Annotated in this window: 18 protein-coding genes; 11 read left to right on the top strand and 7 right to left on the bottom strand. The window is 64.4% G+C overall.

Translation table 11 applies throughout. From position 1 onward, the window contains the following. The 4 genes from VB734_RS12375 to VB734_RS12360 all read left to right on the top strand — a co-directional run. Positions 1 to 408, top strand: a 408-nt coding sequence (locus tag VB734_RS12375) for an ABC transporter ATP-binding protein (protein WP_323243416.1), incomplete at its 5' end; no start/stop codon positions are given. After that, positions 405 to 1,310, top strand: coding sequence for an ABC transporter permease (locus tag VB734_RS12370; protein WP_323243415.1), 906 nt, complete (start codon positions 405 to 407; stop codon positions 1,308 to 1,310). The genes VB734_RS12375 and VB734_RS12370, both read left to right, overlap by 4 nt. A 234-nt stretch (positions 1,311 to 1,544) precedes the next feature. After that, positions 1,545 to 1,844, top strand: coding sequence for a hypothetical protein (locus VB734_RS12365; protein ID WP_323243414.1), 300 nt, complete (start codon positions 1,545 to 1,547; stop codon positions 1,842 to 1,844). A 354-nt stretch (positions 1,845 to 2,198) separates the two neighbouring features. Next, the gene (locus tag VB734_RS12360) at positions 2,199 to 2,645 is read left to right on the top strand and encodes a secondary thiamine-phosphate synthase enzyme YjbQ (protein WP_323243413.1); all 447 of its coding nucleotides are present in this window, start codon (positions 2,199 to 2,201) and stop codon (positions 2,643 to 2,645) included. Positions 2,646 to 2,910: 265 nt separating this feature from the next. Here VB734_RS12360 and VB734_RS12355 read toward each other — a convergent pair whose 3' ends face one another. Next, entirely contained in the window at positions 2,911 to 3,159 is a 249-nt protein-coding gene (locus tag VB734_RS12355) for a hypothetical protein (protein WP_323243412.1), read from the bottom strand. A 16-nt stretch (positions 3,160 to 3,175) separates the two neighbouring features. Continuing rightward, entirely contained in the window at positions 3,176 to 4,306 is a 1,131-nt protein-coding gene (locus tag VB734_RS12350) for a hypothetical protein (RefSeq protein WP_323243411.1), read from the bottom strand. Positions 4,307 to 4,346: 40 nt separating this feature from the next. Between VB734_RS12350 and VB734_RS12345 the strand changes: the two genes are divergently transcribed. Next, positions 4,347 to 5,585 (top strand): ABC transporter substrate-binding protein, encoded by a 1,239-nt coding sequence (locus tag VB734_RS12345; RefSeq protein WP_323243410.1) that lies wholly within the window; start codon positions 4,347 to 4,349, stop codon positions 5,583 to 5,585. A gap of 78 nt (positions 5,586 to 5,663) precedes the next feature. Here VB734_RS12345 and VB734_RS12340 read toward each other — a convergent pair whose 3' ends face one another. Next, positions 5,664 to 6,098 (bottom strand): cupin domain-containing protein, encoded by a 435-nt coding sequence (locus VB734_RS12340; protein WP_323243409.1) that lies wholly within the window; start codon positions 6,096 to 6,098, stop codon positions 5,664 to 5,666. A 758-nt stretch (positions 6,099 to 6,856) separates the two neighbouring features. Here VB734_RS12340 and VB734_RS12335 point away from each other — a divergent pair. Both VB734_RS12335 and VB734_RS12330 read left to right on the top strand, forming a co-directional pair. Continuing rightward, the gene (locus VB734_RS12335; protein ID WP_323243408.1) at positions 6,857 to 8,359 is read left to right on the top strand and encodes an arginase family protein; all 1,503 of its coding nucleotides are present in this window, start codon (positions 6,857 to 6,859) and stop codon (positions 8,357 to 8,359) included. 132 nt (positions 8,360 to 8,491) lie between these two features. Beyond that, entirely contained in the window at positions 8,492 to 10,135 is a 1,644-nt protein-coding gene (locus VB734_RS12330) for an urea transporter (RefSeq protein WP_323243407.1), read from the top strand. Between the two features lie 198 nt (positions 10,136 to 10,333). On the opposite strand, the gene VB734_RS12325 is transcribed toward VB734_RS12330, so the two are convergent. Then, entirely contained in the window at positions 10,334 to 12,130 is a 1,797-nt protein-coding gene (locus VB734_RS12325; protein WP_323243406.1) for an NAD(P)/FAD-dependent oxidoreductase, read from the bottom strand. Between the two features lie 201 nt (positions 12,131 to 12,331). After that, on the bottom strand, positions 12,332 to 13,120 hold the full coding sequence (locus VB734_RS12320) for a hypothetical protein (protein WP_323243405.1): 789 nt from the start codon (positions 13,118 to 13,120) through the stop codon (positions 12,332 to 12,334). 98 nt (positions 13,121 to 13,218) lie between these two features. On the opposite strand from VB734_RS12320, the gene VB734_RS12315 reads away from it, so the two are divergent. Continuing rightward, positions 13,219 to 14,532, top strand: coding sequence for a hypothetical protein (locus tag VB734_RS12315; RefSeq protein ID WP_323243404.1), 1,314 nt, complete (start codon positions 13,219 to 13,221; stop codon positions 14,530 to 14,532). Between the two features lie 50 nt (positions 14,533 to 14,582). Here VB734_RS12315 and VB734_RS12310 read toward each other — a convergent pair whose 3' ends face one another. Both VB734_RS12310 and VB734_RS12305 read right to left on the bottom strand, forming a co-directional pair. Continuing rightward, positions 14,583 to 15,023, bottom strand: a complete 441-nt coding sequence (locus VB734_RS12310; RefSeq protein WP_323243403.1) for a cupin domain-containing protein — start codon at positions 15,021 to 15,023, stop codon at positions 14,583 to 14,585. A gap of 287 nt (positions 15,024 to 15,310) precedes the next feature. Next, positions 15,311 to 15,994, bottom strand: coding sequence for a PIG-L deacetylase family protein (locus VB734_RS12305; RefSeq protein WP_323243402.1), 684 nt, complete (start codon positions 15,992 to 15,994; stop codon positions 15,311 to 15,313). A 240-nt stretch (positions 15,995 to 16,234) separates the two neighbouring features. On the opposite strand from VB734_RS12305, the gene VB734_RS12300 reads away from it, so the two are divergent. The 3 genes from VB734_RS12300 to VB734_RS12290 form a co-directional block, all read left to right on the top strand. After that, on the top strand, positions 16,235 to 17,542 hold the full coding sequence (locus tag VB734_RS12300) for an amino acid permease (RefSeq protein ID WP_323243401.1): 1,308 nt from the start codon (positions 16,235 to 16,237) through the stop codon (positions 17,540 to 17,542). A gap of 249 nt (positions 17,543 to 17,791) precedes the next feature. Further along, positions 17,792 to 18,646, top strand: coding sequence for a methyltransferase domain-containing protein (locus VB734_RS12295; RefSeq protein ID WP_323243400.1), 855 nt, complete (start codon positions 17,792 to 17,794; stop codon positions 18,644 to 18,646). Positions 18,647 to 19,105: 459 nt separating this feature from the next. Further along, positions 19,106 to 19,349: helix-turn-helix domain-containing protein (locus VB734_RS12290; RefSeq protein ID WP_323243399.1), on the top strand; the 244-nt coding region annotated here is incomplete at its 3' end.

The raw sequence follows: 19,349 nt of genomic DNA, 5'->3' as shown, positions 1-19,349 counted from the left end.
GTGCTCTACCTCGCCCAGCGGCCGGTCGCCGGCGGGGGCAGCGTGGCGGCGAACCTGCGCGCGCCCTGGCGGTTCCGGGAGCGGCGCGGGCTGGGCAGGTGGAGCCACGAGCGAATCACCGGCTGGCTGGCGGCCCTGGGACGCGATGCCTCGTTCCTGGATTACGACGCCGAGCGGCTGTCCGGCGGTGAGCTGCAGTTGCTGGCCCTGCTGCGGGGCCTGCAGTTCGATCCCACCGTGCTGCTGCTGGATGAACCCACCGCTTCCCTCGACGGGGCCACCACCGCCGCCGTCGAGGCCCTGCTGACCGACTGGCTCGCCGCCGGTCCGCGTGCCTGCGTGGTCATCAGCCATGACGGCGAGCAGATCGAGCGTTTCGCCACCCGCACCCTGGAGCTGCAGCGATGACCCCATCGAGCGCCGGCGCCCTGACGATCAGTGATGGCCGCCTGGCCCTCTCCGCCCTGCTGATCCTGGTGAACGTGGGTCTCTCGGCGGCGCTGCGCCTGGGCCTGTCCCGCAGCCTGCTGGTGGCGTCGGTGCGGATGGTGGTGCAGCTGCTGCTGGTGGGGTTCGTGCTCGAGTGGCTGTTCCACCAGGACCAGGCGCCGCTGATCGTGCTGGTGGGGGCGGCGATGGCGCTGATCGCCGGGGTGTCCGCCGTGCAACGCACCCGGCAGCGCTTTGCCGGCATCTACCTGAACAGCCTGCTGTCGGTGATGGCCTCCTCGGCGCTGGTCACGGGGCTGGCGGTGACCGGACTGATCCAGCCCCAGCCTTGGTACAAACCCCAGTATCTGATCCCGCTGCTGGGGATGGTGCTGGGCAACACGCTCAACGGCCTCTCCCTGGGACTCGATCGCTTCATGGAAGGTCTGCGCAGCGGGCGCGACCAGGTCGAAACGGATCTGGCCCTGGGGGCGACCCGCTGGGAGGCGTGCCGGGCGGTGGTGCGTGACGCCATCCGCGTCGCCATGATCCCGACGATCAACTCGATGATGGTGATGGGCCTGGTGAGCCTGCCGGGGATGATGACCGGGCAGATCCTCCAGGGGGCGGCGCCAGCGGCGGCGGTTCGCTACCAGATCGTGATCCTGTTCATGATCGCGTCGGCGACGGCGCTGGGGGTGTTCGCGGTTGTGGGCCTGGCCTATGGGCGACTCACCAGCGCCGACCATCAGCTGCGGCTCGATCGACTGGTCAAGGTTGGCGGACAGGCTGAATGGCGGCCCGCTGGGGCCTTCCTGAGCTGGCGGCGGCGTGGACGGAGCCAGGAAAAGACCAGGATGAAGAGCATCGATAAGCGATAGAAGATTCCGACTGATTACAATCGTCACCCACCATCTGTCGCACCTCTGGCGAAGGGTTGCTCCATTCACTGGTCCTCAACAGATGCAGTGCATCTCAGCGGCCATTGACACCACGGAACTTCGTATCAAGATCCAATGAGATCGTGCTGCGTGTCGACGCATGATTGCTGCACTTCTATCTGCACAGCCAGGAATGGGCAGTAGGATTAAGCTGAACATTCCAAGAGATCTGATATGAAGACTTTATTGATGTCTTTTCTTTCGCTGGGCTTGCTCATGGCATCACTGTTGATTCAATCTCCAGCAATGGCCCTTTCGATCCCTTTTTCCCAACCCCAGTCGCTGCTCGGAGCGCAATCAGGAAAAGCTCCAGCCTCAACGCAAGATACCGACAGCAAGCTTCAATCCACCATTGGCTCTGTCACAGGTGAAGGAGGCCAGACGGAGAAGAAAGGAAACACACAAGACAGGGCTGATGATGGCGAGAAAATCGATCAGATGACACAAGGACTGATGAAGGAGAACGGGAAATAGGTGGCATCGGGCTGCCAGGCAATCGTGCCAAAGAAAGGGCCTTGGCTCGGGCCACGGCCACGGTGACCTCAGACGGGCAGCAGCGTTGACCGAACGGAGCTGGGCTCCGCCTTGCACCCAGGCCTGGTCGCAGATTCGAATCCATTCGTCTCTTGTCCTGTTGAAGCATGGGCTCTCGTGAATCGCGGCAGACCTTGCCTGGCCAGTTTCGGTACTTGGTCGCATCAAGTGCGCCAAGCGAGCCCTGCTGCACCGATCAGACCAAGCCGGCACGGTTGCAGAGTCAGGCGGGCCAGGTTCGATACTGTCCCTCAGCCCACTGCCGGCAACCGCCGCACACCAATGGTCCAGCTGATGCATCACCGTCTCGATCTGCAGACGGTCGGCTCCTTCTCCTGCCACGACATCACGACGGACCTGCAGGCTCTGATCGATCGCAGCGGGATCAGCGACGGTTTGCTGGTGGCCGTGGGTCAGCACACCACAACCGCACTTGCCCTCAACGAAAATGAGGAGCGATTGCTGGTTGACATCGAGCGTTTCTTCCTCGAGCTGGCCTCACCGGATCGCCCCTGGCTCCATAACGACCTGCATCTGCGTCCCGGCGTCCCGCCTGACGAACCCCGCAATGCCCATGCCCATCTGATTTCCCTGATGCTGGGCAATCAGCTCACCCTGCCGGTGGTGGAGGGGCGGCTTGGCATCGGCCGTTGGCAGTCCGTGCTGTTGGTGGAGCTCGACGGCCCACGCCGCCGTGAGGTGCTGCTCACCCTGCTGGCCGGCCAGCGCAACGACCTCTGAATCGTGTCACTCCAGGCGGCGCGAAGCACCTCAATTCACGCGGCTCATCGCCAGCGTCATGTTGAAGACAACAGCTGAGCCCGGGGCCCATGCCTGAAGCGTCATCTCCCCGGCCTGAGCCACCATCGTGTGCTGGCCGCAACCACCTGAAATGGGGCACTGGGCTACGAAGTCCCTGGCGCCAATAACGGAAACCAGCCTCAGATCTGGGACGTCCCGCCGCCCCATGATGCGGAGATCTGAGGGGCTGCTGAGCCACTCGGGCTCAGCGGTGGCCCTTCTGGTCGATGCTCCCTGATTCCTCCTGTGCCTGCAGGAAGGCCTCAAGGTGCACGCCACAGGCCTCGGGCCTCTCGAGCAGAGCATGGTGCACCGCTCCAGGGATGACCACCAGGCGCTGCTTGGCGAGTTTCTGCCACCCCTGCATCGAACGGAGGGTGACAAAGTCATGTTCCGCCGCGAGCAGCAGAACGGGCGGAGGATGGCACCTGGGCGCGCTGGCGAGCTGTGCCACCCGATGTTCCGCTCCCTCAGAGCGCCTGGGGAATCGTGATCCAGCAGAAGGTGATGGCCGCACCACCCAACAGCACCACAACCAGGGGCCAGGTGTCATCCAGGCGATGCAGATGCCGCAGGAGAGCCTCCTTGGCAACCGGATCTTCCATCGTTTCCATAATACCGTAGCGACGGCCAATCCAAAGCACGAGAACAAAGGCCGCCAGGGTGACCACGTAGGCCACCACATACACCTGATCCAGGAACGTGAGGAAGGGCAGATCAGGCAGTTGGTCGCGGTAGGTCTGCTGCAGAAAGACCAGGGTGAGCAACACCGTGACTGGAATACTGGCGCGGGCATCCTGTTCATCCGGACGCACCTTGAACACCAGCAACACCATCGTCATCAGCACCACAAGGGGCAACAGAAGCCGCCAGAAAGACGCCCATGAAGAGGTGCCGTAGGAGATCTCAAACAGAATCTGGCTGTATTCGTTTTCCTCAACTCCAAGCCCGAAGTTGGTGGCGTAATGGTGACGGTATTCGGCGATCGACCAGCCCATGTTGAGCCAACCGATCATGTGGGTATAGAGACCCATTCCACTGTTGCGGATCTCTGGAAGCAGGCGCAGGTTGCGGTAGCCAAGTTGACCATCCACGTCGTTGGCCTCAATCACCAGCGGCAGACTGATGTTCATGAATGGATAATGACGGAAGCTGGCTCTGTCAACGTAATAACGTCCGACATAGGTGAAGAGCTGGTAATAACTGCCATCCGCAAGCTTTATCGGGGCCTCTCCCACCGGATTTAGGCTGGAATCCTTGTCGGAAAGCAGGGTGTTCAAGACAATAAACAGACTGGAAATATCACCTCCGCGACTCTCCACATAGCGCTGCATGGGCTCCTCCCATCGCAGCCACACATAGCCACTACTGGAATAGCTGGGCACCGTGAGGTCCAGCTCATAATTGCTGGTGGAGTACACCCCCACCTGCACCTTGTAAAGCGCCCGCTCCAGTTCGGTGCGATCGACCTGGTCCTCCCCGGCGCTGAGTTGATCGCCCCGCATGGCGCTCCAGACGCCGATGGGCGGCTTCTCGCCAAGGGGCAGGGTGGTGAGGGCGCGAGACGCCGAGGACAGGCGCAGGGCATCGCGGCTCTGCACCGGAATCACGTCGATGCGGCTGATCCCGAGAATGGCCAGGATGGCCGCCAGAACGACGGCCACCATCGCCAGAACGTTCCACGGTCTTTGCCTGCGCTGCCCCATGCGAACCCGCTGCTGTTCACTGAAGTTAAAGCTGAGCGGGCATGGGCCGGTGGCGGCAATAGGCGTCCTCGGGCTCAGCCTGGCCCTGGCGGTCCCGGGCCTGGGCGCCACACCACCCCCCGCTGAGCTGGTGCTGGGGCAGTCGGCCGCCCTGAGCGGCCCCTCCGCCATGCTCGGGCAGGAATATCGGGAAGGGGCTCTGGCCTACTTCGCCGAGGTGAATCGCCAGGGCGGCATCCATGGACGGCGGTTGAAGCTGCTGAGCCTCGATGACCGCTACGAGCCTCCCCTCACCCTGCGCAACACCCGGCAGTTGATTGAGCGCGACAAGGTGTTCGCCCTGTTCGGCTACGTGGGAACCCCCACCGTCAAGGCGGTGTTGCCCCTGGTGGAGAGCAACAGGATCCCGCTGATCGCCCCCCTGACCGGCGCCCAACTGCTGCGCCAGCCCCTTCGGCCGATGGTGTTCAACCTGCGTGCCAGCTACCACATGGAAATCGACCGGATGGTCGATGACCTGGTGCGCAGCGGTCGCCATCGCATTGCCGTGGTGATCCAGAACGACGCCTTCGGACAGGATGGGCTCAGCGGTGCCCTCAAGGCCCTCAAGCGCCACGGCCTCAAGCCGGTGGCCACGGCCAGGGTGGAGCGCAACTCCACCCAGACAGGGGGGGCGGTCAGCACGGTGATGCGCGCCAACGCCAACGCCGTGGTGATCGTGGCCGCCTACCCCAGCTCAGCCTCCTTCAGCCGCGAGATGCACAGGCAGGGCAGCACGGCCCAGCTGATGAACGTGTCCTTTGTGGGCACCAGTGCCCTGCGGGCCTCCCTGCTGGGCCAAGAAGCCAGCGGCATCGGCATCACGCAGGTGGTGCCATTCCCCTGGAATGAGCGGGTGCCGGTGGTGCGCGAATACCAGCGCCTGATGCGGCGCGAGCAGGCCAGACCGCACTTCGGCTTCTCCAGCCTGGAGGGGTTTCTGGCCGCCAAGTTGACCGTGGAGGGCCTGCGCCGGGCCGGGCCCGCCCCCACCCGCCAGCGCTTTGTCACGGCCCTGGAAACAATGCGGAACGTGGACCTCGGCGGCTTCCGGGTGCATCTGAGCCCCAAGGACCACAACGGCAGCAGCTACGTGGACCTCACCATCCTGGGCTCGCAGCGCTGGGAGCCCTGAGGCCCGAGAATCGGCGTGGTGTTGGTCTGCCCGGCCGGTGGCGTGGTGCGGGACTGGGATAGTGGGCTTGAACGTTCTTCAGGCCTGGGGCCGGGCCGCCTGGCCGTGGCGAAAGGCCACCGCCCGATACTCCGTCTTGGCGGCATCGGCCGGCAAGGTCGCCAGGTCCCGGTACATGGCCGCAGCCTGCTTCCCGGAGGTGAACGAGAGGAACTCTCCCTCCACCTCGAAGCGCCACCAGTGCCGCTCGCCCCCCGGCACATGCAGAAGCGTGCCTGCTTCGATCGGCTGCTCCTGATCCCCCACGCCGAACACCACCGGCCCCCTGATGACGAAGAACGTTTCATCCCAGGGATGGCAATGGGGTGCCGGTCCGGTGCCGTTGTTGCCGCTGGTGTAAAAGGCCTCAAAGCTCTGGGCCTCGTCTCCCGAAATCAGGGCCTGGATGTCAAATCCTGCAACCCGGTTCGGCTCTGGCCGTTGCGAGGGCTTAACGATGCGCGCAGAGGTCATGGTGATCAGCCGGATGGTTGCTTCAACGTGGGTGAGCAGCCATTGGCTGTCAACCGGACCGGCAGAACCCCATGGAGCTGGGATCCCTGCTTCGATGGTTCCTTCGGGCCGCTGTGGAGGCCCTACCGAAGAACCTGGATCGCGAGGATGGGTGTTGCCGGTTACCAGCCCTCGATCAACCGCAACGAAGGAGAGTTGCTGCGCCTGCTGACCCTGGTGCAGGAGAGTGGCGGCCGCCTGCCAATCACCACATAGCGGCCCAACGACTGGCGCCGATCTCAGAGGAGACGACGACGATCACGACGGCTCCTTGGCTTCAGCCAGGCTTGGCGTTCGAATGACATGCATGGAATGGATTGAAGCAAGAACGCAGAGAGAGACGCCTTGCCGCCAACCAATCGCTCCATAGGCTAAAAAAGCAGCAGGAAGCGTTGAAGGCAGGCCCCGTCATTCATCGGCGCCGATCGATTCTCATGGCGAAGACAGACCTGAAGCTCAGGGTGTCTCAAATAGTGGATGCATCAGTCGCTCTACAGTCACCTCTGCCCACACCGCTGGGAATCCAGCGCCGCTGCACCTGCCAGCGGAACGCCTTCCGCCGCAACGGACGACGCCCAGGCCCCTGGCGGCGGCCCAGATTGCGCCGCCGGGCCAGGTTTGACCAGGATCAGGTCTGAACAATGGGTCGTAACGGGGTGACGGGGAGGGTGCTGACCGCTTAGAACTGGGACAGAAACGAATCGTTCAGCGGCTCCTGCATGGCTCCTCTCTCAATGGCTTCGGCCCTGGCCGAACTGCATTGCCGCGAACTGGAACTGGTTTTCCGCCTGTTTGATGCCAATGGCGACGGCCAGATCTCGGTGGCCGAAACAGAGCGGGCCCTCGCCAACCTGGGCGAAAGCCTCTCCAGCGAAGCGGGCGCCGAGTTGCTGGCCCTGGCCAACGAGCGCGGCTATCTCGACAGCCACGAATTCACCGCCTGGGCCCTGGGGCAGGGGGGCTTCGATCTCAGCCGCAACCTCCGCGAGATCTTTGCTCTGGTCGATCGCGATGGCAGCGGCAGCCTCAGCCTTGAGGAGATGTCAGTGCTGCTCTCGGTGTTCGAAGACAACCCCGACGTCCAGCGCCTCGAAGCCCTGATGCGGGCCCACGACGTGGATCACAGCGGCACCATCAGCTATGACGAGTTTCTGAACCTGTTGCTCAGCGATGGCCAGCTGGCCCTCTCTCTGGCTGACATGAAGCGGCTCAAGAAAACGCTGGTTCACTACAGCACCGGCAGCCGTTGCTCCAAGATCTGCCTGGTGGAGGTGGACTGCGATCTAGGGGCCGGCATCCCCGGCTCAGGCTCAGGCATTGAGCTGCTCAAGCAGGCTGCCCAGCGCCAAAAGGACCTACGCCGCATCCGCGACCAGCTGATCGAGGAGATCTCCGAGCAGCAGCTGCCCCGTGCCCGTGCCAGCGAAATCAGCGGCGGAGAGATCACGCCCCATGCCCGCCACATCCGCGTCATTTCCCAGGTGATGGCTCAGGCTTCCGAGCTGGTCGCCAGCTCCCGGCAGCGGGGCCTGTTTCCGGTGGTCCTGGCCGGCGATCATTCCACCGCCGCCGGCACGATCGCCGGGCTGCGCCGCGCCCACCCCGACAGCCGCCTGGGCGTGGTCTGGATCGATGCCCATGCCGACATCCATTCGCCCTACACCACCCCCTCCGGCAACATGCATGGCATGCCACTGGGGGTGGCCACCGGCCACGACAATCTCCACCACGCCATCAATGATCCGGCAGGGGAAACCGCAGATCTCTGGAAGTGGTGCCAGGCGCTCTGCGGAACCGGCAAGCCGGCGATCCTGCTGCGGGATCTGATCTATGTCAGCGTCCGGGACACCGAACCGGCGGAAGAAGCCACCATTCGCGATTTTGGTTTGCCGATCGTCAGCACCGAGGAGGTGCGGCGCATCGGTGGCGAGGCGGCTGCCCGGCGCTGCCTGGACTACCTGGCGGACTGCGATCTGATCTATGTCAGTTTCGACGTCGACAGCATGGATGCCACCGTCTGCAAAGGGACGGGCACACCGGTGCTGGGCGGTCTGTGGGCCCACGAAGCCCTGGAGATCAACCGCACCCTGCTGCGCGATCCTCGGGTCTGCTGCTGGGAGATCTGCGAGATCAACCCCCACCTCGACACGCTCAATTCCCTGGCCGAAGTGTCACTTGGCATCTATCAGGGGGTGCTGGACGTGCTGGAGGAGCGTTTGTAGGCCGGAGCGTCTCCCCTCCGCGATGGCACTGACCCGCCGAGAGCCCCCGCAACGGAGGACGCCTGGTCCTGTTCCCGGTTGGCCCGATCCCTGCCGCCCACTTGCTTCTCCTGACCTGCGCCTGGCCGTGCCATGCCCCCCGCTGCATCCCCCCTGCCTGCCTACGAGCTGCTGCAAGGCTTCCTGAAGGCTGAGCCGCCGGGCCGCAGCGGGCTGGAGCACCTCCTGCCCAGCAGTGGAACCCTGCCGGGCATCACCCGTCTGGGGGGCCATCACCCCCTGGCCCACACACTGGTGGGCTGGCTGCGCAGCTGCGGCCAGGTGATCTTCATCAACAATCCGCTCAGCGGTCTGCTGCTGCTGCTGGCCATGGCGCTGCAGTCATTCTGGGCGGCGGCACTGACCTTGCTGGGCATCGTGGCGGCCCACCTCGTCGCCCGGGCGATCGGCGCCGATCGCCAGGCGCGACGCAACGGCATCTATGGATTCAACGGCGCCCTGGTGGGCGGTGCGGTGGCGGCCCTGGCCGATCACGGCACGGCGATCCCGTCGCTGGCCTGGCTGCTGCTGACGGTGCTGGGGGCCGGCCTCACCACCCTGCTGGTGCATGGGCTGGGGCGGTGGCTGGTGCGGGTTGTCGGTCTGCCCCCGCTCACCCTGCCCTTCTGCCTGGTCACCTGGTCGTTGCTGCTGCTGGCCGCAGCCCTGGCTCACCCGGAGCTGAAACTGCTGCAGGCCAGCCCACCGGAGTCGGTCAGCGGGCCGCTGGTCGCCCTGCTCCAGGCCATGCCAAAGGGCTTTGGCCAGGTGTTTTTCTGTTCCAACCTGCTCTCCGGCTCTCTGGTGCTTCTGGCGGTGGTGGTGGCCAGCCCCATGGCGGGCCTGGTGGGAGTGGCCGGAGCCCTGGTGGGAGGTCTCACCGGCCTGGGGCTCGGGGCGCCCGCCGCTGATGTGGCCCAGGGCCTGTGGAGCTTTGACGGCGTGCTCACCGCCATCGCCGTGGCGGGTGTGTTCTATCCCCTCAACCGCCTCAGCCTTGGGGCCGGACTGGCGGGAGCGGCGCTCGGCAGTCTGTTGATGGTGCCGCTGGGGAGCCTGCTGCAGGCCGTCACAGGACGGCCCCTGCCCGTGCTGACCCTGCCGTTCATCGTCTCCACCGCGCTGTTGCTGCTGCTGCTGAAGCGCATGGTGCCGACCCTGATTCCGGTGGGCCTGCATTCGATCCTCACCCCCGAGGAACATCGCCGCCGCTTTGATGTGGCTCGCCGGCTGATGGGCGATTTCCGCCGGCAGCTGCGCGGTGCCCTGGCCGGGGATCGCCACCCCTCCCTGCTGGCCCGGGCCGAGCCGGCCTTGGTGACGGAGCTGGAGACGCTTTTCGCCTCGCTCGATCAGGACCAGAATCGGCGGCTGAGTGTGGCGGAACTGGCGGAGGGCCTGGGGGTCGGTGCTGCCGATGGGGCGGTGGGAACCGACCAGCTGGCCACTGTGTTGCAAGCGAGCGATCTCGATGGCGATGGCAGCGTCGATGCGGTGGAGTTCAGCGAGTTGCTGCTGCGTCTGCGGCGGCTGCACGAGGGGGAGGAACGGCTGTTGCAGTACCTGTTGCCGATCGATGGCGATGGCAACGACCATCTGGATCCGGCGGAACTCAACCGGCTGCTGCGCAGCGTGGGCCAGGCGCCCCTGGAACCCGCAGAGCAGAGCCACGTCTTCGGCGCCCAGCTGCAGGGCCTGACCTGGAAGCAACTCCTCGATCGCCTGCTGCTGATCTGAGGCTTGTGGGCCTGGCCCTGGGGCCAGCGGTGGGATGGCCCTTCCCTTGCATTTCCGAGTTCGACCCAGCGATGGCGAATCGGTCTGGCTCTGTTGCGCGATCCCTCCCGGCGCCCCCCAGCGCTTCGATCTCAACGGCATCGGGAGGGTCTGGCCTTGAACCACCGATCAGCAGTCCCTGCCAGTCACAAACTCGCGTCAGGCTCTGTGATGGCTGGGGGCCAGACCATGGACGGGGGTTTCCAGCCCGGCAAGACGGGCCTTGAGTTGCAGCGCCAGATAGAGCGAATAGTGACGGCACTGGTGCAGATTGCCGCCGTGGACCCAGAGGTTCTCCACCTGGGTGGGCTTCCACATGTTGCGCAGTTCTCCCTCCCAGGGACCGGGGTCTTTGGGGGTGTCCGATCCCAGCCCCCACACCTTGCCGAGGCGATCGGCCACCTCCGGTGAGATCAGCTCCGCCACGTAGCGGTTCATCGATCCAAAGCCGGTGGCGTAAACCACCAGATCCGCCTGCAGGGCACTGCCATCGCTGAGCACCGCCGTGGTCTCGGTGAGCCGCTCGATGGACACGCCGCTGCGCAGCCGGATGCGGCCATCGGCCACCAGCTCCGAGGCCCCGACATCGAGGTAATAGCCGGAACCGCGCCGTAGGAACTTCATGAACACGCCCGAGTCATCCGCGCCGAAATCGAGCTGAAAACCGGCCGTCTCCAGGCGGCTGTAGAGATCGGCATAATCGCGGCGCATGGCGTCGTAGATCGGCTTCTGCCACCGCGGTAGCAACCGGTAGGGGATTGAGGCGGTCGTCATGTCCGATTGATCCGGCGTGATGCCCTTCTCCAGGGCCTGCTCGGAATAGGAACCGGCGAAGGCGTATCTCTCCAGCGCCGGCATCGGCGCCACCAGGGTGGAGCTGCGCTGCAGCATCGTGACTTCAGCGGCTCCGGCTTCCCAGAGGGCGGCGGCGATGTCGTGGGCGGAGTTGTTGGAGCCCACCACGATGCAGTGCTTGCCTTGGTAGGCATCGGGTCCGGGATGGGCGCTGGAGTGGTGCTGATCGCCAGCGAAGCTCTCGGCACCGGGGATCTGCGGCACGGTCGGGTAGCCCGACACCCCCAGCGCCATCACCAGGTGGCGGGGCCTGAGCACCACCGACTGGCCATCGCGCTCGGTCGTCACCTGCCAGCGGCCCTCCTGCGGATCGAAGCGGGCGCTGTGGGCCGGCGACCCACCCCAGACGTTGAGGCCCATCACGCTCACATAGGCCTCCATCCAGTCGGCCAGCTGATCCTTGGGGGTGTAGATGGGCCAGCCCTCCGGGAAGGGCAGATAGGGAAAGTGGCAGTAGTGAACCGGGTCATGCAGGCAGAGGCTCTTGTAGCGCCGGCGCCAGTGATCGCCCGGGCGGGCCTGTTTCTCCAGCACCAGGGTGGGTACCTCCAGGTGCCGCAGGCGCGCCGCCAGCGTGAGCCCGGCCTGGCCGCCGCCCACGATCACCACATCGGGTTGCTGGCTGATGCCGAGCTCCTGCCGCTCCTGACGGCGCCGCTCCGCCCAGGAGAGCCGACCGGGATGCACGCCGTGCTCCGCCCCCACCGGCCGGCGTTCACGCACCCTCTCCCCGTGGCCCTTGAGTTCCTCCATGGCGGTGAGCACGGTCCAGGCGCGGCCCTCGCGCAGGCGCACATGGCCGCTGCAGATGGCGACACGGGTTTCAAAGCCGAACCAGGCCTCCACCACGCCCTCGGACTCGCTGGCCTCACCGCGCAGGGCGAAGCCGCTGGGAGCCACATCCGCCAGGCGGGCGTCCAGCATCAAGGCGATGGCTTCCGGCCCCTCCTCCGTGCGCAGATTCCAGGTGAAGGCCACCAGATCGCGCCAGAAACAATCCGGAGCGAACAGGGCCACCACGGCCTGGGGATCGCCCTGAGCCAACGCCGCCGCGAACGACTCCAACCAGGCCTGGGCCGAAGCCGTGGGCGCTGACGTCATGGCCTGTGCATCAAAATGATTTGCCTAACTTGCACGAAAGGGGGTCGGCTGGAGACTCTGCCGTCATGGTTTGCCACGGCAGCTCGCTCCGTTGTGCAGGGGTGAACAGGCGATGGCAACGCATCGATTGGCCAATCAACCGCGCAGGGAGCTCGTCAGCCTGAATCTCTCGGGAGCTGCGGATTCAGTATGGCCATGGCTTCACGATTGCGCCGGTTCCCAGAGCGGGAACGACGCCACGGGGAGATAACCCATCCGCCAGTAGAGGTCCAGCCCCTCCGGTGAGGCGTGGAGGACCGTCCTTTTGATGCCGGTGGCCAGACTCGCTTCCGCCAGGCTTCGTCGCACCACCAATTCGGCCAGCCCACGGCCGCGGTAGGGGCTCGCCGTCACTAACCAGGCCACGTACAGCGCCCCCTCGATCGCGATCGCAAAACCGGCGGAGGCGGGAATGCCGTCGATATAAGCCACATGGCCGAACAGGGGCTCTTGCCAGAGTCGCCCATGGCCGACCGCTCGGTGCCCCCATTCGAGCGGGACGTCGTAGACCGTCGCGTTCAGCTCCGCTATCGCCAATCGTGTGTCTTCGTCGTCAATCCTGCGCACCACCACATCAGGCAGGGGCCGCGTTGGGGGCAGGAGCTGATCTGCTGCCATGGCGATGGCCGTCATGGCCCGGTTGAGGCCAAGGCCGGAAAGCACCTCCTCCGCACTGGGGCCAAGCCATTCCTCGCTCGCACTCAGAAACCAGCCATGGCCAGATGGCCCGAAGTGGTTCAGTGCCGCTTCTGCCAACGCCTTCAGATCGGCCGGCGAGGCGACGGGTTCGTTGAGGAACACGCCATTGGTGAACAGCCATGGCTGTCCGGAATCGACGATGCAGGCGCCCGGGAGAGCAAGGATGCGCCCGCTGGGACTGGATCGCCCCACCGCTGCCCAGGCTTCCCTGATCAGCAGCTGCGTTTCGGCAATGGCCGATGGGTCCGTCATCTGAACGCCTGCAGGCCTTGTTGGCCATGCTGGCAGGGGCCCTGACGGCTGTTCCTTGATGCATAGGATTCCAGCGATCGGGCCTGGGGCGAGGAGCGATGGCTGAGCTGCACGACCAGCTGGGAACCTTCCTGCGCGAGCGGCGAATTCAGCTCAACGTGGTTGCCTCCAGCCCCCGTCAGGGAGGCACGATGCTGCTGATCTGCCTGGGTTGCGCGGAGCTCTCCGAAGGACGCCAGGCCATCGGCCTGCTCAACGAACCGGGCAATCTGGGTGTGCTGCCAGGCTGCCGTCACAACCAGACGCCCAACCCTCGCAGCGAGGTCGACATGGACCGGCTGCTGCTGATCGGGGCCCAGTTGGCGCTGCTGCAGTGGCGCCTGCAGCAGCGGATGGTCGCCGGGGGCTGCGAAGAGGGCTGGATCGAGCGGCACCGCGATCTGGCCAGACGCCTGGGCCTGCCCCGGATTCCCGGTGCCGATGGGCACTACGACCCCAGGGTCGATGCAACCCTGCTCGCCGATGTGGAGGCCCTGCAGGGGCGCCTCGACCTGGAGGCCGGCGACCGCCAGGCTGCGGCCCCTGATCAACCGCCGTTGATCCTCACGATCAAGGAGCACACCTACAACCGCAACGAAGCCGAGTTTCTGCGGCTTCTGGCCTTGGTGAAGGACAGCGGCGGCAGCCTGCTGTTCACCACCCGGCGACCCGACGACTGTTTTCACTCGTTTCTGCTGCGGCGAACCGTCCACTTTCTGAGCGCGGAGGGGAACGTCACCAACCAGGAAATCACTGATGTGGTGACACGTTTGCTGCTGCCCTCGGACCCCGCTGATGCCGATCCCGGCTTGGGGATGGAGTTCCTTGAACACTGCGCCACAGCTGGGTTCAGCGGCAGCGGCGATCGGATCGACCTGCAGCGTCTGCGCTCCTTCGTGGGCAAGTCCGTCGCTGACAGCATTGATTTGGCCGATCTGCGCAGGGCGGGCCAGCGGATCTGGGATCACGGCATGGACATCATGCAGATCAGCTATGCCAATACGGAGCGCTATGGGCGGCTGGCAAAGGATTGTCTTCCAGAGGCCACCCATCTGGTGGATTTCGATGCGCTGCTCAGCGCACCAGACGCCACTCTCGGATCCCTGGCTCAGGAGATCCCCTGGGTTCAGAGCATCCCGAGCAGCAACTGGGATCACAGCCGCTTGAGGACCTTTGTCAACGTTCCGGAGGCGTTCGTGCTGCCAGGCAGCGAGATCGAGCGCAATGTCTGGTTCAAGGACACACTTTCAGCCACCGGCATTCGACCCCGGAAAGCCAGGGATTCCAGGCCGGAAGGTTTGCTGGACCGGGACCCGCAGGCCTGCGCCGAACTGCAGCACGCCTATCGGGCCCTGCTTCAGCACAGGTCCTAACCCATGGCAAGGTCATGGAGGGGCCCGCAAGCTCAGAGGGATCAGCCTGTTCAGGGCGTTGACTCCTCGACGATGTCGACAACGAGGGCCCGAGCCGGCTGGCTGGTTTCATTGCGCCACCAGTGGCTGACACCCGTGGTTTCAAAGGCCGCTTCGCCGGCCTTCAGCACCACTGGGCTGTAGGAGGGCCCCCGACGTTCCGTCAGGCGTCCCTCCAGCAGATAAGCCACCCCAGGCCGGCTGTCATGGCGGTGCAGGCCGATGTGGCCGCCGGGGGCGATGGTGATCTCCCGCAGGCGCAGCACCCGCCCCTTCAGGGCACTGAAATCTCCCCCCAGGGGTTGGCTGCCGAGGCTGCGCACCGCCAGGACGCCAGCATTGCTGGTGGGGGCAACGACGACCCCAGTCGAAGGGCCTGTTACGCGCTCGGCCTCCGGCACCACCGCCAGGGGATGGGCCACGGCCGTCGCGACGCTGCTGGTGAAAGCCATGGCAGCCATCAGGGCCACAGGAAACCTTGTCAGGGCAGCGGCAGTCAGGGGCTTTGACATGGCTGTGATCAGGCGGGGGGAACACGTGGGGGCCTGGTCACCATCATCGGCTGGAGCAGGCGGCAGCTTCCTGCGGCGCTCTGATCAGCGCCGAGGCTCTGCTGCCGAATGGGTGGCGGCGCTGGTCCCAACAACTCACGCCGCCTGCAGAGCCAGCCATGGAAGCGTCAACTCTGGAAGCGTCCATCCAGGCCCATGGGGCGCTTGGGGGCGAGCAAGCGCCAATGTCAAGCGAGCCCTTCAGGGAGACCCAGGGAGGTGCGCAGCACTTCGAAAACCTCGGCGTAGGTGCTGGAGAAGCTCATCACACCGCGGTAGCGGGCCAGGCCGAGGGAGGCTTCGTCATAGTGCGTCGCCTCAATCTGAGACTGATGGCAGCGGAGGGCGGCCAGCTTCCGCTCCACGGTGGTGGTGATGTCCACCGAGAGCTGAAAGGTGTTGAGGGGATGCCAAACCTCGTAACCGAGAATGGTGCCGGCCAGGTGCGGCTCGCCGATGGATTCCTGGTACCAGGGGCCGGCGGCACCGGCCACGGCGCCCATCACCAGCCCATGGATCAAGCTGTGATCAGGAAAGTGGTCACTGCTCGCATGCACAAACAGGATGTCCGGCCGCACCTCCCGGATGAGATTGATCACGGCGATCTTGTGATCCCGCGAATACTGCGTCAGCCCATCAGCCGCGCGCAGGAAATGCACACGCTCGGCCCCAAGCACCTCAGCGGCCCGAAGTGCTTCCTGCTCACGGGTGGCAGCCAGCGTTGCCCGATCAATTGAGCTGCTGCCGGCTTCTCCTGAGGTCACGCACACATGGACAGCACTCCAGCCCTTCTCAATCAACTTGCGCACGGTGCCGCCGCAACCGAACTCAATGTCGTCGGGATGGGCACCAAAGGCGAGGATGGCCGCCATGGTCGAAATCGCTGCCGCACAAGGTCTGATTGTACGGATCTCTGAAGCTGGCCGAAGTCTCGGGAGGCCTCAAGCCAACGGAACCAAATACACCACAAGCCGTGGCCCCAGGGACGGTTGAAAGCTGAATGACCTGGCAGGAAAACACAGCCAGGGGCCCCGTCAGATGAGCATCCGATCGACATGTATCGACAAGGGTTCGGCGGGACCCATAGTCGGTGCGTCCTCGATCTTTGCTCCATGGCCGAGCTCAACCGCTCGATCACGCCCCTGATGCTTTGGGCGATGGGGGTGGGCTGTGCCTTCGCTGGGTTGTTTTTCGGCTGGAATCTGGGTTTGGCCAGGGGGGGCACATTGGGGCTTGGCCTGGCCCTGGTGGTGGTGTCGCTGCTCTACCTAACCTTCACCTTGAGCTATGCCGAGCTTTCCTGCGCGATCCCGCGGGCGGGCGGGGTCATGTCCTACGCCGACCGCGCCCTCGGCAGGAGCTGGGGCTTCTGCGCCGGCATGGCTCAGGATGTGGAGTTTATCTTTGCACCACCGGCGATCGCCTTCGCCATCGGTGACTACCTTCATCTGTTTGCCCCAAGGCTACCGCTGCTCTCCATTGCCTTTGCTACCTATCTCTTATTTACGTGGTTAAATATCCGTGGCGTCAAGGCTGCCGCCACGGCTGAACTTATTGTCACTGCAGTAGCAGTGGCCTCACTCATTGTCTTCTGCTTTGTATCACTGCCGCACCTTCAGCTGGAAAACCTGACAAGAGATGCCCTGCCCCATGGCTGGCAGGGAGCTGTGGCTGCCATTCCATTCGCCGTGTGGTGCTTTCTGGGGATCGAAGCCATTGCGAACATGGCAGAAGAAACAGTGAATCCCCAGCGCACATTGCCGAAAGTCTTTATTGCGGCATTTCTCACGCTGGCCGTGCTGGCCCTTCTGACGTTCATTGGAGCCACTGGGGTGGATGGTTGGCAGACAATTGTGTTCAAACTTGATGGAAGTGTTTCGGATTCTCCTCTACCGATGGCCCTATCCAAGGTGATGGGCACCCACCATCCCCTCTACCAATTCCTCTACGTGGCCGGCTTATTCGGCTTGGTTGGCTCCTTTCACGGGCTGATCCTGGCCTCGGGTCGATCCACACTTGAGTTTGGACGCATGCGCCACGCACCGGCAGTTCTTGGCAAGCTTGATCCGCGCCACCAAACACCTGCCAACGCCCTCAAGCTCAACTGCGCCATTGGCTTGCTGGCCCTTGCATCCGGACGCACAAGTGATTTGATCCTGCTCTCGGTTTTTGGAGCGCTAACGCTGTACACCTTAGCGATGATTTCGCTGTTGGTTCTCAGGGTCAAGGAACCATCCCTACCGCGCCCGTTCCTCACCCCTTGCTATCCCTACTTCCCATGGATTGCCCTGGTGCTCTCACTGATGACGTTCCTTGCAATTCTGATTAGCCATCGAACGTTGGGATGTTTGTACCTGGCGTTGATGGGCGTCAGTTTCGTGATTCACCGAAGGACAGCATCCTTGACGGCCGCGTTGTAGGCGAGCATTCAGCCCCTCCGCCGAGCAGAAGCGGATGCACGGGCGTGCACAAGAAGGGCCGCGCGGATTGCCATCCGGTCAAGGAGGCGTTGCGGCAGCGGGCAGCGGCCATGGAGGATGGCCCGTGCGCCCTGGGGGCGGATGGATCGCAAGGTCCGACGCCCACCCAAGCTGCTGATGCCCGGCCCAGCGACTCGCGGCGATGGCCGCCTCCCCCTGCAGACAATCCTGTCCATCAAGCGTCCCAGCATGCCAGCCCCCGCCCTCCCCTATTTCGACCAGGTTCTGCAGCGGCTTGAGGCGGGAGACCCCCAACTGGAGCGCTGCTTTGGCAACCATGTGCACTGGGGTTACTGGAAAGATCCCCACCCCTCCGAACTCTCTGCCATTCAGGAATTCCCGCAAGCCGCAGAAGCCCTGACCCGATTGATGCTTGATCAGGCCCATCTCCAGGCCGGCGAGAGTGTGCTCGATGTCGGTTGTGGCTTTGGTGGAACCATCGACAGCCTCAACCAAAACTGGGATGGCCTTGCCCTGACGGGTCTCAATCTTGATGCCCGCCAGATCGAACGGGCCCGCCAGTTCGTGCAACCCCGAGCCGCCAATACGATTGAGTGGATTGTGGCTGACGCCTGTGCGCTTCCCCTGGCCACCGACAGCCTGGACGTGGTGCTGGCTGTGGAGTGCATCTTTCATTTCCCAAGCAGGCAAGCCTTTCTGCAGGAGGCACAGCGGGTGCTGCGCCCGGGAGGGCGCCTGGTGCTGAGTGATTTTGTGCCCTGCCGTCCACTGGCGATCCTGCTGCGTGTGCTGCAGAGCCTGCGCGGTGCTCCCTTCAGCAACGGCACCTACGGACCGGTCGATTGCCGCTGGGATCAACGCCGGTATGCAAGCCAAGCCAAGCGCCATGGCCTGGAGCTGCGCAACGATCTGGACATCACGGTCCATACCCTGCCCACCTATGCGGTGGTGCGCAAACTGTTCGCGGCGATGGGTGCGGAGAGTGCGGTGCGAGACACAGCCCGAATCGAGCAGCTGAGCCGCTGGGGCTGGCTTCGCTACCGGATTCTCACATTCAGCAAACCGATTGCAGCGGGTCCTTGAAGCTCAGCGATCTGACATGCGATCAGACCAAGAAAAGGATTTGGGGGATGGTCTCAAAGGCGATGTCGCCCTGATGAACACCGCAGAGCTCGAGAAGTCAAGAGAAGAACGCAAGGAGGACAAACTCGCCGCCACGGTGAGTGATTCTCAGGGTGACGCTTCTGCTCGTACAGGTGATCCCCGCGATGGAGTCGCCATCACGTCGGGGTGAACGGCAGGCTGCACCAGGGCCTGCTCACCCATGGCGGGGCCGATGCCGTTTGGATTGACGTTCAGCGACAAGCAGTGTGAGCAGCTGATCGAGGACGTCGGCGGCCCCATCCGCACGGTTACGCCGCTCGTCTGGATCGGTGGAGAGATTGTGCAGTTTGTCAGGCGACAGCGAAAACTGGTCCAGATGCGACACGAAATCTGGCCCCCCTCCTTGAGCCACTGACCAGGGCCAGCGCGCAGCCTGCGGTGCTGTCACCTCTGGAGCAGAGCTCCCGGGATGCGGCGTTGGAAACCCCAGAGGATGTCCAGATGATCCTTGGCCTCACCGCAGCTGGGTGGGGCCGCAGGCGGATCGCCAAGGAGCTGGGCTGTTCACCTGAAACCGTCCGCAAGTACCGGCGGCAGGGAGGCTGGGAGGCCTACGGCAAACCCCGGCGGATCGGCGTTCTCGATGGTCAGTGCGACTGGCTCAAGGAGCGGTTCCTGGCCC

The organism is Synechococcus sp. BA-124 BA4, from assembly GCF_034931165.1.
Note: the sequence above shows the minus strand (reverse complement) of the source record. Positions and strands in the feature narration are given on the sequence as shown.

Coding starts and splice junctions, on each gene's coding strand:
- VB734_RS12320 (WP_323243405.1), bottom strand. CDS start 13,120: ATGACGGACCCATCGGCCATTGCCGAAACGCAGCTGCTGATCAGGGAA.
- VB734_RS12305 (WP_323243402.1), bottom strand. CDS start 15,994: ATGGCGGCCATCCTCGCCTTTGGTGCCCATCCCGACGACATTGAGTTC.
- VB734_RS12330 (WP_323243407.1), top strand. CDS start 8,492: ATGCCCCCCGCTGCATCCCCCCTGCCTGCCTACGAGCTGCTGCAAGGC.
- VB734_RS12345 (WP_323243410.1), top strand. CDS start 4,347: ATGGCCGCCAGAACGACGGCCACCATCGCCAGAACGTTCCACGGTCTT.
- VB734_RS12310 (WP_323243403.1), bottom strand. CDS start 15,023: ATGGCTTTCACCAGCAGCGTCGCGACGGCCGTGGCCCATCCCCTGGCG.
- VB734_RS12315 (WP_323243404.1), top strand. CDS start 13,219: ATGGCTGAGCTGCACGACCAGCTGGGAACCTTCCTGCGCGAGCGGCGA.
- VB734_RS12335 (WP_323243408.1), top strand. CDS start 6,857: ATGGCTCCTCTCTCAATGGCTTCGGCCCTGGCCGAACTGCATTGCCGC.
- VB734_RS12300 (WP_323243401.1), top strand. CDS start 16,235: ATGGCCGAGCTCAACCGCTCGATCACGCCCCTGATGCTTTGGGCGATG.
- VB734_RS12340 (WP_323243409.1), bottom strand. CDS start 6,098: ATGACCTCTGCGCGCATCGTTAAGCCCTCGCAACGGCCAGAGCCGAAC.
- VB734_RS12295 (WP_323243400.1), top strand. CDS start 17,792: ATGCCAGCCCCCGCCCTCCCCTATTTCGACCAGGTTCTGCAGCGGCTT.
- VB734_RS12325 (WP_323243406.1), bottom strand. CDS start 12,130: ATGACGTCAGCGCCCACGGCTTCGGCCCAGGCCTGGTTGGAGTCGTTC.
- VB734_RS12360 (WP_323243413.1), top strand. CDS start 2,199: ATGCATCACCGTCTCGATCTGCAGACGGTCGGCTCCTTCTCCTGCCAC.
- VB734_RS12370 (WP_323243415.1), top strand. CDS start 405: ATGACCCCATCGAGCGCCGGCGCCCTGACGATCAGTGATGGCCGCCTG.
- VB734_RS12365 (WP_323243414.1), top strand. CDS start 1,545: ATGAAGACTTTATTGATGTCTTTTCTTTCGCTGGGCTTGCTCATGGCA.